This is a genomic window from Legionella stuttgartensis, assembly GCF_977063405.2.
This window is the reverse complement of the sequence record NZ_CDRUHA020000007.1, coordinates 1-16,269: the sequence shown is the minus strand read 5'-3', so window position 1 is coordinate 16,269 and position 16,269 is coordinate 1. Positions and strand designations below refer to the sequence as shown.

Genomic DNA, 16,269 nt, shown 5'->3' with positions numbered 1-16,269 from the left:
AGCGTTCAATCTGAGCCAGGATCAAACTCTTCAGTTCAATTCCTGTGCTAGTTTAAAACCAGCTTCTTTACTTCTTTATACTTCTAAGCACTCAAAGGTTATTCAAAGTGCCCACACAGTTTGTCTTTCATTTATTAATGATCGCGCCCAAAAGGCTATAATGTTTCGCTTTCGCTGAATAATTTGCTCAGGGATTAAATACAAGAAGATATTTATCGAAAAAATCTACTATTTTTATTAATATTGAGCTCTTACAAATCACCATACGGTGCTTTGCTAATAGGGAAATGAGGAAAATTTCTTAACCACGTTTCTAAATATAATATTTAATTCACGTTTTGTCAAATAAAAATCAAATAGAGCAATTTCAGCCCATCTTTTATTCTATTCCTTAACAAAACAGGTGAAGCTTAAACTAAACTCTAATGAATAGCAACCAATTAATCACGGATGAGGAGGGCTAATTATGAAAGCACTATGTTGGCATGGAAAGCATGATGTTCAAATAGAAACAGTTCCCGCACCCCACATAATCAATGAGCAAGATGCCATAATTAGAGTTACATCTACTGCAATTTGTGGTTCGGATTTACATCTTTATAACGATATGATGCCTACTATGGAGTCAGGAGACATTTTAGGCCATGAATTTATGGGAGAGGTTGTAGATGTGCACCCTGGAAATAAAAAATTAAAAGCAGGTGATAAAATAGTTGTTCCTTTCACCATTTCTTGTGGTAAATGTTCTTTTTGTAAACGAAAATTATTTGCTCTATGCGAATGTTCCAACCCCAATAGTGAATTAGCTAAACAACAACTAGGGCAATCTCCTGCAGGATTGTTTGGTTATTCACATTTATTAGGTGGATATTCAGGGGGGCAAGCTGAATTTGTTCGAGTACCCTACTCTGATGTTGGCCCTATTAAAGTACCTTCCGATATTGAAGACGAAAAAGTTTTATTTTTAAGCGATATTTTACCTACTGGCTACATGGCTGCGGAAAATTGTCAGATTAGCTCTGGTGATATTGTGGCAATATGGGGTTGTGGGCCAGTAGGCCAATTCGCTATCCAAAGCGCATGGATGTTAGGAGCTGAGCGGGTAATTGCCATTGACTCCGTACCAGAGCGTTTAAAATTGGCTGAAACTTATGGAAGAGCGGAAATTATTAATTTTGAAAAGGAAGATGTTTATGAGGCTTTAATGGTCATGACAAAAGGAAGAGGACCTCATTCATGTATTGATGCCGTAGGATGTGAGGCTCATGTAGGCCCTTCCTACGACTCTATAATTGATCGTGTAAAGCAAGCGGCTTACATGACCTCAGGGCGAGCTCATGTTCTGCGAGAAGCAATAAAATGCTGTGCGAAAGGGGGAACTTTATCCATCCCAGGTGTTTATGTAGGAAATTTAGACAACATTCCTATAGGAATGGCTATGAATAAAGGTTTAACCTTTAAGATGGGACAAACACACGTACCACGATATACGAAACTTCTGTTAAACAAAATTTTGGATGGAGCAATTGACCCTTCTAAAATTATCACCCACCGTATTAAATTAAAAAATGCTCCTGATGCTTATGAAACGTTTAATGCGAGAGAAAATGGATGCATTAAAGTAGTAATGACCCCTTAATAGGAGAATTAATATGGATATTTATGAATATTTAAAAATGGACCATGATCATGTAGCTCATTTATTCGATCAATTTGAACAATCTGAGCTTCCAACCCGTAGAAAGCAAATTGTTGCTTTAATTGCTCAAGAACTCCTTATACATGCTCATTCTGAGCAAGAAACGTTCTATAAAGCCTTAAAACACTATGATTTAACTAAAGAAGAAGCGACTCATGGAAAAAAAGAACATAAGGAAATTGAAAATCAAATTAAATTAATTCTTCATTCAACAGAATATGGTGCTCCCTGGGTAAATAAAGTTAATAAGTTAAAAAGAATTGTCGAACACCATGTCAGTGAAGAAGAAGGAACTATTTTTGATAAAGCAAAAAAAGTTCTATCTAGAGAGGAAGCTTATGACATAAAAGAACAGATGCACTATTTAAAACAACAGTTATTCCTTTCTTTACAAGAAAAAGAACGCTCTAAAAAATCTACCACAATTAAAAAGACAGATAATAAGAAAATGCATTATAAAAAAGTATTAAAGAAAGATGAATCACGAACAAGGATACATTAGTAAAATCAATTGGATAATAATAAAATGGCCATAGAAAGCTAATTATTTATGGTAACCCACTGGGGCTAATAGTTAATTCCGAAATAACTGTTAAGCCCCATTAAAGCAACTTCAAATTAAGTAAATATTCAAAACGCTCAAATATCTTTAACTAATTGCCTATAATTTTATTATGAATACCTGCTTATCTAATAATCATGTCAGTAGAAAAAAGCGAACAAGTTCACAAAAAATATTTGGAAGAATATCTACGACTGCAACGTGAACTTGAAAAAAAATTAAAACAGGCAATGAAGTTATCTAACTATCCTCAAAGTCTTCATAATGCGATAGAGGCAACCAATAAAGCAGCCTATAATGTTTATAAGAGTACATATAATCTTAACAACGCCAAATCAGATGCTGCCTATGAAGAAGCACAAAAAACCTGGGATGCTCTTGATAAAAAACATGCTGAAGACTCAGAACTTCAAGCCCAAGGAAAAATCAGTTATGAAGAATACCTTCAACGCCATCAGGATTATATAGATGCCAAAGATAAGGCCTATGAAAAATATACTCAAATCAAAGCGCAAAACGACGAAGCCAGTAAAAAAGCGTATAAAGATTATGTTGATATTTGTGAACATAATAGAAACGAAGCAAAAGCGGTTCAACAGGCGCAAAGTAACAGGGAGGATGGTTTAAGTTTATCATCTCCTTCAGGCAGTGTAGCCAAACCAGAGGTACAAATTGCAACTGCTTTGGATAAGCTTACTGAGAGTCAGAAAAGATCTGCAAAAATTCAAAGCGAACATACTGATGAACTTCTTAAAGCCTTCGATAAAAAATTTGGTTCCGACGATTGGTACAAACAAAATCAACCCAAGAAAGATAAAGACGGAAATTTAAGTATGACGTTTAAATCAGAAAAGGATATGGCAGAATTTTTTCAAGAGGAAGCCAAAGAAGGAAGAAGCTTTCTGATGGTTGATGACAAAACCAATAAAGTCATTGCTTTTTCAAATGGCGATGGAAAGCTCTATAAACCAGGACCTGACGGCAGCAAACAGGAGTTTACCGGTGGCTCCTTGTCTCCATCAGCAGAGGAGTTAAAAAGTCTCCCAGATAAAAAAGACTTTCAAATGCCAGAAAAGACAGAAGAATCAAACCTCCAACTTAAATGAAGCGTTCTTAAATCACAGATGCTACAGGAAATTCCCCTGTTCCATCCATTGATGGTTCATTTTTGGGCAACTCAAAGTGGACTAAGAAGAGTAGTATCTACCCACAAAGAATTAACCCACATATAAACAGACTTATCCACAGAAATTGTGAATAACTTAAATAAGATAACTGAAAAATTCAGTAGAAACAAAACAAGCGCAGCAAGACTTATCCGTTCAGGAGATTGTTAATTGATTTTTGGATGGAGATAAATATCCACAGGGAGTCAAGACTTTGACGAAAGCTAGAACATAGCTATGTTATACAAATAAAATTTAAAAAAATAGTCTTGACTCAAACTATTTTTACTTTTCATTCTTGATATTGCATGATTGAACAGCAGATGTACTCATTAAATCGAAACCTTTGGATTAAAGAATTTGTTTCTATCCTGATTTTTTGGTTTTAACAGGTTTCTTTTTCATGCTTTCTTTTAGAAGAGATACAAAATCAATTACTGAATCGTGGCTTTTTGCAGCTTTAGTAACCTTTTTACCTGATTTCAAAAGAGCTTCTGTTTGTTTATCTAACCATTTTTGTAAAACTTCCCTATATTCATTATGATATTTTTCAGGCTCCCATTTATTTGACATATCCTTTATTAAATCCATTGCCATCTTAATTTCTTTCTCAGAAATTTTATAAGTTTTGACCTCTTCTTTAGGAACATTTAACTCTTCTTCTGAACGTATTTCATCCTGAAAATGAATTAAATAAAGCAATATAGTGTTTTGATGTGGAAGAATTAGACTTAAGTATTCTTTAGTGCGCAATATTGTTTTGGCCACCCCCACTTTATTTGTTTTTTTTAATGCTTCACGAAGTAGAACATATGCCTTCTTATTTTTTCCCTCAGGGATTAAATAATAAGGTTTAGTAAAGTAGAGACTATCGATCTCATCTAAATCCACAAATTCTTCAATATCTATTGTTTTGTATAATTCAGGACTCGCTTTTTCAAATGCTTCTTCATTTACTATAAGATAACTACCCTTATCATATTCATACCCTTTAACAATATCTTCCCATCCTACTTCTTTTCCTGTGCTCTCATCCACTCGTTGATATTTTATTCTCGACTTAGTTTTTGCATTCAATAAATGGAAATGGATTTCATTATTTTCTTCTGTAGAAATCAAAGAAATAGGAATTGATACAAGCCCAAAAGAAATATCGCCTTTCCATATTGATCGTGCCATTCTCTTACTCCCAATTATAAATTCTTTAAAAATAAGATTGACCACGAAAAGCTTTTATTAATTGTCCAGTTCTAGCTCGAGTACTGTAAGCTACTTTCCCCTAGTTTTATATATGAAATAATATTTTGAGTTATTTATTTCTTAGCCTTAATACTTCGTGGATCATTTCCATGCCTATCTTTATACCCACTCTACAGCTTCTTTTGATTTCGAAATGGTAAACTTGCTTTTGATGTGGCTCCCTCTTTACTACTATCCAGCCACTTTTGGTATTTGAAAACAACGTGATGTGTTCATTTCTCATCATATTTTATAAATTATAGTATAGTTTTTTGAGGGGCAAAAAATTACACCAAAATTTAATAAAACGGCGCCGAATTTCAGCGCCGTTTTATTTTCTTGTTTTTATATTAATGGATCATAGTAGGCATCTATAGTCTTAGGCCATGTTGCCATATCGGGCCAGTGATCCTTATCAAATCCATATTCTTTTTTTAGTTTTGATTTATTAATATTTAAAATAAAACACTCTTCATCAGGATTGTAACTGATACTTTTCCAAGGAAAGGCAAAATATTTTTCACCTAACCCTAAAAATCCACCGAAAGATAAAACCACATATCTTGCCTCCCCAGTGAATTTATCAAGTACAATTTCTTCAATTTCTCCCAGAGATTCTAACTCAGGTGATTTTACGTCTTTTCCTTTGACATCCTCTGTTCTTACTATATTAAAATTTTCCATAATTTCTCTCCTGTGGTTTTTCATTAGACATTATAGGACATATAAAAAATAACTCAGATGAAAAATGTATTATTTTTGACAATTGTAGAGAAAAAAGGGCCAAGCGGCCCTTTGCTAACCACCGCGTGCTAGTAATACAATAATTAAAATAAGAAGTATTAATCCAATACCGCCACTGGGATAATACCCCCATCCAGAACTATAAGGCCATGTAGGTAGAAGGCCTATAAGGATAACAATTAAAATGATAAATAGAAGTAAATTCATATCGATTCCTTTTAAAAATGAATTTTATACATCCTTTATAAGAGTAGAGTAATTTAAACATCTCGCAATTAAGTTTATCCCTAATAATTACTCTTTTAAGACAAAGGAAATTTGACCTGTTCTTTCTAAATAGGCAGAAATAACATTTTTATAAGAAGAGCGATTTATCTGTTGCCGCATCTGTTCTGTGATATCTTTTTCGGTGATATTTAATTGGTTTAATGTTTTGTGTTTAAGAGTCCCATTTTTTATAAGAAGATACCGTTCTCCTTTAAAGAAATTTTCAAAGAATGAGAATTTTCGACAAAGAATAGCCAAGGTTTTATGTACTACTACGATACCGGATACTCCTATAAGAGTAGAAATTAAAGTAGCTGGACCCGTTATTCCTCTACTAATTAATCCTCCCAAAATTACAATAGCTAATAGATCAAAAGAACTATTTAATTTAAAGCGTCTATTTCCAAATCTTAAAATTAGGGTACAAAAGATTAAGAGTAAAATAGCGCGAATGAAAATATATATTAAACCATGATCTTGATTTATTGAGTAAATATAAGAAAGCATTATGATTCCTCCCTGACGCAATTAAAAATAATTTTTTATTTTTAATTTGATTTAAAATTAATATTAACTTTAAATCTAAAATTTAATGTCGTTTATATTCTCTTCTAACCACTTTAATAATAAACGATCTTTATTTTCTTTTAATGTCGGATGTTTTTTCACCCAAAGTTCAAGATTATTTTTTTTCCATTGATTAATTATTTCGGGTAGAATATAACATTTCTTACAAATAGTAGGTGTATGTCCTAATAAGTCTGCAACTTCTAATATAATATTTTTTAATTGTTCTGCATCATAGTTAATTTTAGATAAACGATAGAGCACTTCCTTACATGCTGCCCACGTACGAAAATCCTTTGCTGTAAAGTCACATTGAGTTAAATTTTGTAAATATAAATTAACATCTTGTGAGCTAATTTCTATAGGATTATTGTTTTCATCTAAATATTTAAATAACCTATAACCTGGAATAGACTCACATTTTTTTAAAATCTTAATAAGTTTTTTATCCTTCAGAATGACATGCCATGGATGAGAATTTTTACCTTTAAAATCCAAAATAGCTTTTGTAGAACTTAATTCTAGATGTTTTTTCCTTAGAGTAGTTATTCCGTAAGAGTTATTTAATTTTTCATATATTGTATTACCAATTCTTATAAAAAAATTATCCAAAAGATAAATTATTGCACATATGACCTGGGGTTTATTCATTAATGCTGGTTTATTTAATTCTCTTTTTACCTTTTTACGAACGATAGGTAACATCCTTCCAAAAGGTATCAGAGATTTGAATTTATTTTCATCTCTAATTACTTTCCACAGCGGATGATAGCAATATTGTTTTTTCCCTTTAATATCTCGCCCGGTGGCTTGGATGTGACTATTTTCAAAAGGAGAAATCCACACACGGGTATAAGCAGGCGGAATACATAAAGAAGCTATTCTTTGTAATGTTTTTTTATTGGTTATTTTAGTTCCGTTGGGATCAAAATATATAAATGAATCTTTATTTTTTTCACGAGAAATACCCGGAATCGAGTCATCCCCATAAAAAATAGAATAAGAATCCAATTGATCTTCCATAATAAGTTTTCTTAATTTGAATTTAAAATAATAACAAATATACTTTGTAACAATTAGAAATTAATGAGACTAAAAACCTTTGGGTTTTCCAAATTATAGTAAAAGGATTTTGAAATGATGCTAAAAGATCTTAAATGAAAATATCCACTCGCTTAAAAAAATTAGCTACTGGATCAAATTCCAAAGAAATTACCTTTGAGCAATTATTAGATAAATTTAATCAAAAAGATAATTTCTTTTTGATTATATTATTAGCAATACCTCCTGCTACTCCATTATCTTTTATTCCTGGATTTTCCGCCCTTTTTGGATTGATGATTGCGTTAATTAGTGTGCAATTATTAGCAGGTCGCAAAAAAATTTGGCTCCCTTCGAAATTAAAAGAAAGGAAAGTACCTTCAAATATAAATGAGGGTATTTTAAAAATAATTCCATACATTCAATTTCTAGAACGATACATTAAAAAAAGAGCTACATTTCTTAGTTCCCCAATTATTAGATATTTTTTAGTAATTTTTATATTTATATTGAGCTTTCTATTAATGTTGCCTGCTCCTTATGTGGATTTTATTTCTTCTTCGGCTATCATTATGATATCAATGGGAATTGTTGAACGAGATGGATTTCTTATCCTAATGACGTTTATTTTAAGTTTAATATATCTCTTAATACTTTTTTATCTACTACGTGCAGCCCTTTTATTAACCTATAAAGCTTATATTTTTATCAAATCTCTTTTTTAAATTTTTAACGATCACTTTATGGAAGAGAAGCTATGAAGCCGATTATAAAGAAAAAAAACTTAAAAGAACGAATTATTTGGCGCTCTGTTAAATGGCCGCTTATTCTTTTATTTTTAAGTTTAATTTTTTTACTTACTAGCTTCCTAAACGTTTATCCATCTTTGCAAAGCTGGTCGGTTTTCTTCATTATTAGTGAAAAGGCAGCCAATTTACTTATAATTACAGCAATACTTCTGGCATTATATAACTTACTCATTTTCACGTGTACGTATTACTCTCAAAAATTGAGCGTCTCAAATTCTTCCTTAGCATTAATATTAAAAAATATAAAAAGTAGTTCAAAAATTATTTTTATCTTAGTGTGGCTAAATATTTTATTTACAATGCTCCTTCCATTAAAACAAATGATATATGCTAATAAAATTTTTACGATTACCCTAATTTTGGCAATCAGCTGGATAGGAATCCAAGTTTTAAATACCCTGGAAGATATTTACGAACAAAAAATGCGCTCCTTATCAATAGAAACACGGATACAGGTTACTGAAATATATACCAAAATGCATTTGTTGAAAGATATAGGGTTTGTTGTTATTGGCCTTATAGCAATTGCCGCTATTTTAATGAGCTTCAGCAATGTACGTAATATGGGAGTTAGTCTTTTAGCTTCTGCAGGATTCTTAACTGCGATAATAGGTTTTGCAGGTCAAAAAACATTAAGTGCAATCTTTTCAGGATTTTGGATTATCTTAAATGGTTCTCTTAAAATCGGTGATACGTTATTTATTGATAAACAATGGGCCATTATTGAAGAGATTACTCTAACAAATGTTCTATTACGTATGAAAGATAATCATCGTATGATTATGCCAATCAGTTACTTTTTAGAAAATAAAGTAGAAAGTCTTGGACGAAAAGGAAATAGCTTAATTACAAGTGTTTATTTTTATATTGATTATTTGCTACCTATTTCAGTTCTGCGAAAAGAATTAGATGAGGTTTTAAATAAATCATCTTATTGGGATAAAAATATTAAAAGAATATTAATTAATAAATTAGAGGAAAACTCAGTTCAAATTCGTGTTCAAGTCAGCACCACTGAAGGTGAAAAAATTTCAGAATTCCGCGCTGAAATTAGAGAGCAGTTTTTTAATATTTTACAAGAAAAATATTCCGAATATCTACCTAAAACAAGACAGATTGGAATTGCGAATCAGGAAAAGAAAAAGGAATAAAACATCAAGATTACAGAAAAAGTCATTAGCACAAAAGTGAGCCACCCTAGCGTATTAGATAACCATTTATTTTTATATTTACCCATGATTTTTTTGTTATTTGAAATAAGAAGGATAATAAAAATAAGCGGCAAGGCCACAATGCAATTAATTACTGCAGCAATTATTAATCCTTGGATTAAATTGACATGCAATAAATTCATTATTAATCCTATTATAAAAGATAAAATAATGACTCCATAAAAACATTTTGCTTCATCGAAGTCATGAAACAGTCCATTTTTCCATTTTAATAAGCCAGCAATCGCATAAGAAGAGGAAGTAGCTAGGATTGGGACACTTAGCATTCCAAGCCCAATTATCCCCAGGGAAAAAATTAATTTGGCGATATACCCAGCATAAGGAAAACCCTGAACTATTGGCTCTAAGGCTTTAGCAGCATCAGCTGCAGTTTGAATATTTTTAATTCCGTGAGTATGTAAGGTAATTCCAATAACAGCAATTATCGCCCACGTACAAATTTGCGACAAAAACATACCAAAAAAGTTATCTTTTCTTAAAGAACTCATTCTTATAGCGGATACTTGCACCAAACCATTAGATTTAGAAATTTTTCTCTTTTTATTTTCCTCAACTTCTTGGGATGACTCCCAAAAAAACATATAGGGAGAAATACTCGTACCAAATAAAGCAGTTAACATAAAAAAATAATCTTTTGAGAACGTAATATTGGGTATTAAAGTATTTTTAATAAGTTCGCTCCAGGGCGTTTCCACGATAAAAAGTGAAATCGGATAAACTAGGATAAAAACACATAGCCACTTTAAAATTTTAACATACATCTCATATTTGAAATAAATAACCGAAAAAAGAATAATCACCGTAAAAAAAACCAAGGAAATATAGTTACTTATTGGAATAAGTAATGCTAGAGCAGCACTCATTGCTCCTAAATCAGCGCCTAAATTTATTGTATTGGCTATAAATAAAAAGAACACTAAAGGTATTAATAACTTATTTCCATAATATTTTTGAATCGTAGAAGCTATCCCCTTATTTTTGGTAGCCCCAATGCGAGCACACATTTCTTGAATAGCGGTCATTAGCGGTAGCATCAGTAAGATAGACCATAATTGTCCAAACCCAAACTTAGCTCCTGACTGAGCGCAGGTTGCAATTCCAGAAGGATCATTATCAGAAATGCCCGTTATAAGACCTGGACCTAGTCTATGAAAAAATTGACGCGCTTTCTTAATATATTTTTTCATGACATATCCTTTATCTGTTTATTAAAATAAAAGGGTATTCTCTCTAAAGAATATAATGCAGCTAATTTTTGTTTTTTCGACTTTGATCCTGAAAATATAACGGTTTCCGAAAATATTACTTTTTTATTTTCGTGATTTATTAACCAAGCAAAACAAATTGTACCGGGTATGATTCCATCAATGGGTTTAGAACCCGCAATACCTGTTGTTGATATAGCAATATTTCCACAGGATAACTTCAGCGCGCCCTCCGCCATTTCCCGTGCCACCTCTTCACTAGTAAGATTAAACTCATCGATGGTTTTCTTTTTTACGCCTAGAATTTTTAATTTAGCTTCTTCTGAGTAGACAACAAAACCCGTATCTAAAACCTCTCCGCTCTTAGGTATTTTACTTAATAAATGTATAATACAGCCCGCGGTACAAGACTCCGCTGTGCTTAATTTGAGATTATTTAATTTTAAAAATGAAATAATCTCAGTTAATTCTTTACGAATCATTTCAATCCTTTGATTTTTTATAAATCATTACCAAAAAGGTACAATTTAGCAATTACATTGAGTTTTTAAGTATTTAATTAAATTCTATTATTTTTATAGAAAAAACAAGTTATGGGATATCCCTAGTCTAAAATATAAATAAAAGACCCAAATGGAGATGAACATATTAAGGGAGAAGCTCATGGGACTGGGACGCTATCATAAAAAAAGGGATTTTTCTAAAACTCCTGAACCGAAGGGAATACTAAATACCCAAGATTCTTATTTATTTGTTATTCAAAAGCATGCCGCCAGCCATATGCATTATGATTTTCGTATTGAGCTTAAGGGCGTTTTAAAAAGTTGGGCCATACCTAAAGGCCCTAGCCTGGATCCGAAAGTGAAACGATTGGCTATGCATGTTGAAGATCATCCTATCGAATATGGGGCTTTTGAAGGAATTATTCCCAAAGGGCAATATGGTGGAGGCACCGTAATGCTGTGGGACAAAGGTACATGGGAGCCATTAGACCCCGATCCTTACTTAGCTTATGAAAAAGGGCATTTGCGATTTGAGTTACATGCAGAAAAGTTAAAAGGCCGATGGGATTTAATACGCTTTAAAGATGAAAAACATTGGTTTTTAATAAAATATGATGATGAATATGCAAAAGAACAGGCGGATTATAAGATAACTGAGAAATTAAATAAAAGTATTAAAACCAATCAAACCATGGAACAAATTGCTAAAAATGCAGAAGATGTTTGGGAGAGTGGTGACTCTAAAAACAGGAAAAAAACACGTACACAGCTCAAATCGCCCCCCCCTGTCATTTTACTCCCTGAGGGTCTAACTAAGGTGGCTTTTCCTCATTTTATCCCTCCCCAACTTGCAACTTTAGTGGATACACCGCCGAGTGGAGAAAACTGGCTTCACGAAGTTAAATTTGATGGTTATAGGATTTTAGCATTTAAGAAAGGGAATGATGTCACATTAAAATCACGCAACAATAAGGATTGGACTGACGATTTATTTTCTATAGCAGAAGCAATCAAAGATTTACCCTATGAACATATTATTTTGGATGGAGAGGTCGTTCTCTTAGACAAAGAAGGAAAATCAGATTTTCAATTGTTACAAAACGCAATAAAAAATAAAAAAAATAGTAATTTTGTATATTTTTTATTTGATATTCTTTATTTTGATCAATATGACTTAAGAACTCTGCCATTAATTGAAAGAAAATCTATTCTCAAAAATATTTTAAATTTTAAATCTTCAACTTTGACTTTTAGTGATCATATTGTCAAAGAAGGTCAATTAATGTTTGAACATTCCTGTCAATATGGTTTAGAAGGGATCATTTCGAAGCGAATGGATAGTACGTACACCTCCAAGCGCACTAAAGATTGGTTAAAAATAAAATGCCTAAAACGTCAGGAGTTTGTAATCGGAGGATATACCCCCCCTAAAGGGGGGCGCCAATCCTTTGGTTCTCTATTTTTAGGTGTTTTCAATGATAAAGGAGAACTGGAGTATACAGGTAATGTAGGGACAGGCTTTACCGAATCTACTTTGAAAACGATTCATAAGCAGCTAGTGGAAAACAAAGCTCGAAAAAACCCATTTACATCGAATCCACCGGGATATACTACTGCAACTTGGGTTAAGCCAACCTTAGTGGCTGAAATTGAGTTTACTGAATGGACTCAAGATGGACATTTACGGCATCCTAGTTTTAAAGGAATGCGACTTGATAAAAAAGCAAATGAAGTTATTAGAGAGCGTGAAATACCTGTCGAAAAGATAAAAGAAGAACATCCAAAAACAAAAACGCAAAATATCGTTAAATTAACCCATCCTTCTAAAATTCTCTATCCGGAGGATAATATAACAAAGCAAGATCTTTTCGATTATTATGACGCTGTAAGTGATTACATTTTGCCTTACATCACGTTAAGACCTTTAACGCTGGTGCGCTGCCCTTCTGATTATGGGAACTGTTTTTATCAGCGTCATTATAACAAGGGTACTCCCAAAGCGCTTCATCCAGTAGAGATAGAAAATGAAGATGAAATAGAGAAATATATTTATTTAAATGATAAGCAAGGTCTGTTAAGTCTTATACAAATGGGCGTTTTAGAAATTCACCCATGGGGAAGTACTATTTCCCATTTAGATCAACCGGATATAATCATTTTTGATTTAGATCCTGCCCCTGACGTGCCTTGGAGAAAGGTCGTTGAAGGCGCGCGCGAAGTCCGTAAATATTTGGAAGAGTATAATCTTCAATCTTTTGTAAAAAGCACTGGAGGAAAAGGATTACATGTCGTGATACCTATAAGACCAGAATATGATTGGGAAGAAATAAAGAACTTTACGAAGGTATTCGTCCAATTTTTAGAACAAATAAAACCGGAAAATTATATTAGTAAAATGACTAAATCAAAACGATCGGGGAAAATATTTGTTGATTATTTACGCAATCAAAAAACTGCAACAGCCATAGGACCTTATTCTACACGAGCCCATCTTCATGCACCTATTGCGACTCCTCTTTCCTGGGAAGAACTAAGTGATCGGATGGAGGATAATACGTTTAACATGAGAGGCTTACTACTCCGATTAAAAAATTTAAAAGAAGATCCATGGAACGATTTTTGGAGTGTGAATCAATCACTTGGTTTAGATAAGTTGTAATTTTTAAAATTAGAGCTTTTAAAGAGGCCTTAAATGAATTTAAGACCTCTTAGAGGCTTACTTTTTCTTACCGCCCCCATCTTGTTTATTTACAGTACGCCAAGCTCGCTCCTCAGCCTCTTTTTTAGAAACTCCTTTTTTCTCATAAGAGTCTTCAATGTGCTCAGCTTTACGTTTCTGTTTATCTGTATAACTTGATTTATCTCCTTTACTCATAGCAACCTCCTTTTTCGTCAAAGTAAAGCGTCCATGTGAGAATATTCTTTATTGAAAGAATATTTTATTTATTATAGTTCTAAATTTAATCCAAACTTTCTTTCCTAGGTATAGCCTTTATCTTAAGGGGTTTTCCTTATTTAACGTTGACAAAAAGATATAGAAGGCTAGTCTTAGATGGTGCAGTGCAATATTTGAATATGATTTGGAGACTAAAATGGATATGAATAAAGGGACTACTGAAATAAAAAATAAATTAAATGAGTATAGTGCTAATGCTCAAGACAAAGCTGAATCGATGACCGAGCAAGTGAAAGATTCTATGTCGGACATGTATCAAGAAAGTAAAAAACAATTTAACAACATGGAAGAATGTGTAGAAGAGTATGCAGATGAACTGCTGCAAAAAGTAAAAGAAAATCCTTTAACTTCTTTGCTTATTGCAGGAGGAATAGGATTTATCATCTCAAGACTCTTAAAAAAATAATCAATCTAAATAGCCACCGAGAGGTGGCTATTGAAAAAGAGTATCTATTTATCTTTCCTTCTGATTTTTTCCTTTTTCTTTTCTTTATAATCCTTATCCTTTGGAGTGGAGTTAGGGGGTATTTGACCTGGACTAGGTTCATAAAAATCGGGCAAAGGAGGATCTTCCATAGGTGGCGTTTGAGGTTTTGAATTTTTTATAGATTCACTCATAAAATTATTCCACTTTTAAAAGATAAGTAACTAGACTAAGATTTTTTTGAAATCCTAGTCTAACTTTTATTTATTTCTGCTCGCAGGTGATTTTAGTACAATCTCTACAGTTTTTTGCTGCAAAAGCAAAGGAATCTGCTACTGGACCTTGCTTATTAGCCATTTGATCATCGGCGGCCTTATCTGCAGCTACATCACTACTGCTCGCATTGGTAGTACAGTTCCAATTAGTATTCATATCCGTAGCTGAAAAACCTACATTGGATGATAATATAAAAACAGCTAAAATTAATTTTTTCATGTTAATCCTTATCTTATAATTGATCTCGAAAATCTTTTACCGCTTTCTCAGCCTCATCTTTCGAGTAACCATAGTGCTTTTGTAATTTTCCATAAATTTCTTGATGAGCCCCTTCAATAACTTTAAAATCATCATCAGTTAATTTACCCCAAGTTTTTTTCATTTTTCCTTTTACTTCTTCCCACTTTCCTTGAAAAATATCTTTATTCACAATGTTCTCCTAAATGTGAAGGGTTTAACTAAAACATACAATTAAAGAAGAGCAAATTCGTGGATTTAAATTCTCTTATTTATTGTTACGCTCATCCCCAGCTGAGTGCTTTGCTGCTTCTGAAGAGTGATGGTGAGCGTGCTCTTGGTGTCCACGAGCTAAATGTGCATGGTGATGACCTTTTTCATGCTCTCCAGATTGGTGGTGTTTCGCAGCTTCATTATGATGCTCATAAGCTTTTTTATGATGCTCTGCTGCTGATGTATGATGCTTTTGTAATTTCTCTTTATCCATTTGGTTATTCATTTTTCTTTCCTTTGTGAGTTAATACAGCTTTAGCATAGTTCCTGAATTCCAATTCCCAGTCAATCTAAGGAAAATGACTAGTATTAATTAAGGTTTTTATAAAATTTCATTTAAAAAATATCGACTATATTTAGAGATATTATCTTAGGGAGATACACATGGACGAATACAACAAAGAAGCCTCATTAACAGCAAAAGAGCATTTAGAACATGCTTCATGTCAAATATTGGAAGAAGGTTTGAACAAAGTTTGCGAATTTGAACAATCTATAGAGAAGCATGTAAACAATCTTTCATGGAAAATAAAAAATAAACCCATGACTTCGGTCTTAATTGCGGCAGGTATAGGATATATTTGGGCAAAATTGACTAAATAAATCTTAACTTTTATCAATAGAAATATCTTGCTTATCTTTCTAAAATCACAATGGGCAAGAAATGAATTTTAAATGATTTCTAATAAAGAAATGAATAAAAAAGGATTTCTATTATGAAAAAAAATAAGATTCAACGCCCCCCTCAACACCAAAATAGGCAACCCGGAGTAGAAGGAAAAATGCATCCCTTACCTATTTTTCTAATTCCAAACTACCAAGCAAGTAATAAGTTAAAAGGAAAGAAGGTTTTAATCACGGGAGGAGATAGTGGAATTGGTAAAGCCGTAGCGTGCTTATTTGCGCAAGAGGGAGCGGATATTTTTATTCATTATCTCAATGATGTTGACAGGGGTATAAAACCGCGGAAATATGGCGCAGGCTTAAATTGATCAAAGTACGCGCAAAGTACACACTTTGATCTGACATTTACCTTAAAGCTAAAATGGGGGCTCCTCTCTAAAGATAT

21 protein-coding genes are annotated in these 16,269 nt (G+C 32.7%); 9 read left to right on the top strand and 12 right to left on the bottom strand.

Translation table 11 applies throughout. The annotated features are described in order from the left end of the window. Window positions 1-466 precede the first annotated feature (466 nt). The 3 genes from ACWTEW_RS02035 (at window position 467) to ACWTEW_RS02025 (ending at window position 3,367) form a co-directional block, all read left to right on the top strand. Complete coding sequence (locus ACWTEW_RS02035) at window positions 467-1,639, top strand: zinc-dependent alcohol dehydrogenase (RefSeq protein WP_454783559.1); 1,173 nt, start codon at window positions 467-469, stop codon at window positions 1,637-1,639. A 13-nt stretch (window positions 1,640-1,652) separates the two neighbouring features. Continuing rightward, window positions 1,653-2,201, top strand: coding sequence for a hemerythrin domain-containing protein (locus ACWTEW_RS02030; RefSeq protein WP_454783558.1), 549 nt, complete (start codon window positions 1,653-1,655; stop codon window positions 2,199-2,201). Between the two features lie 197 nt (window positions 2,202-2,398). After that, a complete protein-coding gene (locus ACWTEW_RS02025) occupies window positions 2,399-3,367 on the top strand; it encodes a hypothetical protein (protein ID WP_454783557.1) in 969 nt (322 codons plus the stop codon). A 426-nt stretch (window positions 3,368-3,793) separates the two neighbouring features. Here the strand turns inward: ACWTEW_RS02025 and ku are convergent, their stop codons facing one another. The 5 genes from ku to ACWTEW_RS02000 form a co-directional block, all read right to left on the bottom strand. Further along, window positions 3,794-4,651: a non-homologous end joining protein Ku gene (gene ku, locus ACWTEW_RS02020; RefSeq protein ID WP_454783556.1), complete on the bottom strand. Its 858-nt coding sequence runs from the start codon at window positions 4,649-4,651 to the stop codon at window positions 3,794-3,796. 360 nt (window positions 4,652-5,011) lie between these two features. Continuing rightward, a complete protein-coding gene (locus tag ACWTEW_RS02015) occupies window positions 5,012-5,350 on the bottom strand; it encodes a PRC-barrel domain-containing protein (RefSeq protein ID WP_454783555.1) in 339 nt (112 codons plus the stop codon). Between the two features lie 114 nt (window positions 5,351-5,464). Next, window positions 5,465-5,617, bottom strand: coding sequence for a DUF3309 family protein (locus tag ACWTEW_RS02010; protein ID WP_454783554.1), 153 nt, complete (start codon window positions 5,615-5,617; stop codon window positions 5,465-5,467). Between the two features lie 87 nt (window positions 5,618-5,704). Then, a complete protein-coding gene (locus ACWTEW_RS02005; RefSeq protein ID WP_454783553.1) occupies window positions 5,705-6,184 on the bottom strand; it encodes a DUF421 domain-containing protein in 480 nt (159 codons plus the stop codon). 75 nt (window positions 6,185-6,259) lie between these two features. Continuing rightward, window positions 6,260-7,267: a DNA topoisomerase IB gene (locus ACWTEW_RS02000; RefSeq protein WP_454783552.1), complete on the bottom strand. Its 1,008-nt coding sequence runs from the start codon at window positions 7,265-7,267 to the stop codon at window positions 6,260-6,262. Between the two features lie 134 nt (window positions 7,268-7,401). Between ACWTEW_RS02000 and ACWTEW_RS01995 the strand changes: the two genes are divergently transcribed. Together ACWTEW_RS01995 and ACWTEW_RS01990 are read left to right on the top strand one after the other, a co-directional pair. Then, window positions 7,402-8,010 (top strand): exopolysaccharide biosynthesis protein, encoded by a 609-nt coding sequence (locus tag ACWTEW_RS01995; RefSeq protein WP_454783551.1) that lies wholly within the window; start codon window positions 7,402-7,404, stop codon window positions 8,008-8,010. 32 nt (window positions 8,011-8,042) lie between these two features. Continuing rightward, entirely contained in the window at window positions 8,043-9,245 is a 1,203-nt protein-coding gene (locus ACWTEW_RS01990) for a mechanosensitive ion channel family protein (protein WP_454783550.1), read from the top strand. On the opposite strand, the gene ACWTEW_RS01985 is transcribed toward ACWTEW_RS01990, so the two are convergent. Both ACWTEW_RS01985 and ACWTEW_RS01980 read right to left on the bottom strand, forming a co-directional pair. Next, window positions 9,224-10,513 (bottom strand): NRAMP family divalent metal transporter, encoded by a 1,290-nt coding sequence (locus ACWTEW_RS01985; protein ID WP_454783549.1) that lies wholly within the window; start codon window positions 10,511-10,513, stop codon window positions 9,224-9,226. The two genes, ACWTEW_RS01990 and ACWTEW_RS01985, sit on opposite strands and share 22 nt — an antisense overlap. Beyond that, a complete protein-coding gene (locus tag ACWTEW_RS01980) occupies window positions 10,510-11,013 on the bottom strand; it encodes a CinA family protein (protein ID WP_454783548.1) in 504 nt (167 codons plus the stop codon). The genes ACWTEW_RS01985 and ACWTEW_RS01980 overlap by 4 nt, the downstream gene beginning before the upstream one ends. A gap of 181 nt (window positions 11,014-11,194) precedes the next feature. Here ACWTEW_RS01980 and ligD point away from each other — a divergent pair, with 181 nt between their 5' ends. Continuing rightward, complete coding sequence (gene ligD, locus ACWTEW_RS01975; RefSeq protein ID WP_454783547.1) at window positions 11,195-13,693, top strand: DNA ligase D; 2,499 nt, start codon at window positions 11,195-11,197, stop codon at window positions 13,691-13,693. A 57-nt stretch (window positions 13,694-13,750) separates the two neighbouring features. On the opposite strand, the gene ACWTEW_RS01970 is transcribed toward ligD, so the two are convergent. After that, entirely contained in the window at window positions 13,751-13,909 is a 159-nt protein-coding gene (locus ACWTEW_RS01970; protein ID WP_454783546.1) for a hypothetical protein, read from the bottom strand. A gap of 217 nt (window positions 13,910-14,126) precedes the next feature. On the opposite strand from ACWTEW_RS01970, the gene ACWTEW_RS01965 reads away from it, so the two are divergent. After that, complete coding sequence (locus ACWTEW_RS01965) at window positions 14,127-14,396, top strand: ElaB/YgaM/YqjD family protein (RefSeq protein ID WP_454783545.1); 270 nt, start codon at window positions 14,127-14,129, stop codon at window positions 14,394-14,396. A 44-nt stretch (window positions 14,397-14,440) separates the two neighbouring features. Here the strand turns inward: ACWTEW_RS01965 and ACWTEW_RS01960 are convergent, their stop codons facing one another. The 4 genes from ACWTEW_RS01960 to ACWTEW_RS01945 all read right to left on the bottom strand — a co-directional run bounded on the left by ACWTEW_RS01960 (window position 14,441) and on the right by ACWTEW_RS01945 (window position 15,426). Next, window positions 14,441-14,608 carry a hypothetical protein gene (locus ACWTEW_RS01960; protein ID WP_454783544.1) on the bottom strand — a complete coding sequence of 56 codons (168 nt, stop codon included), beginning with the start codon at window positions 14,606-14,608 and terminating at the stop codon, window positions 14,441-14,443. 70 nt (window positions 14,609-14,678) lie between these two features. Further along, window positions 14,679-14,909 (bottom strand): hypothetical protein, encoded by a 231-nt coding sequence (locus ACWTEW_RS01955; RefSeq protein WP_454783543.1) that lies wholly within the window; start codon window positions 14,907-14,909, stop codon window positions 14,679-14,681. Window positions 14,910-14,922: 13 nt separating this feature from the next. Beyond that, complete coding sequence (locus tag ACWTEW_RS01950; RefSeq protein WP_454783542.1) at window positions 14,923-15,120, bottom strand: CsbD family protein; 198 nt, start codon at window positions 15,118-15,120, stop codon at window positions 14,923-14,925. A gap of 75 nt (window positions 15,121-15,195) precedes the next feature. Next, a complete protein-coding gene (locus tag ACWTEW_RS01945; protein WP_454783541.1) occupies window positions 15,196-15,426 on the bottom strand; it encodes a hypothetical protein in 231 nt (76 codons plus the stop codon). Between the two features lie 158 nt (window positions 15,427-15,584). Between ACWTEW_RS01945 and ACWTEW_RS01940 the strand changes: the two genes are divergently transcribed. Continuing rightward, window positions 15,585-15,803, top strand: coding sequence for a hypothetical protein (locus ACWTEW_RS01940; RefSeq protein ID WP_454783540.1), 219 nt, complete (start codon window positions 15,585-15,587; stop codon window positions 15,801-15,803). 113 nt (window positions 15,804-15,916) lie between these two features. Next, the gene (locus ACWTEW_RS01935; RefSeq protein ID WP_454783539.1) at window positions 15,917-16,192 is read left to right on the top strand and encodes a Rossmann-fold NAD(P)-binding domain-containing protein; all 276 of its coding nucleotides are present in this window, start codon (window positions 15,917-15,919) and stop codon (window positions 16,190-16,192) included. Window positions 16,193-16,269: the final 77 nt, after the last annotated feature.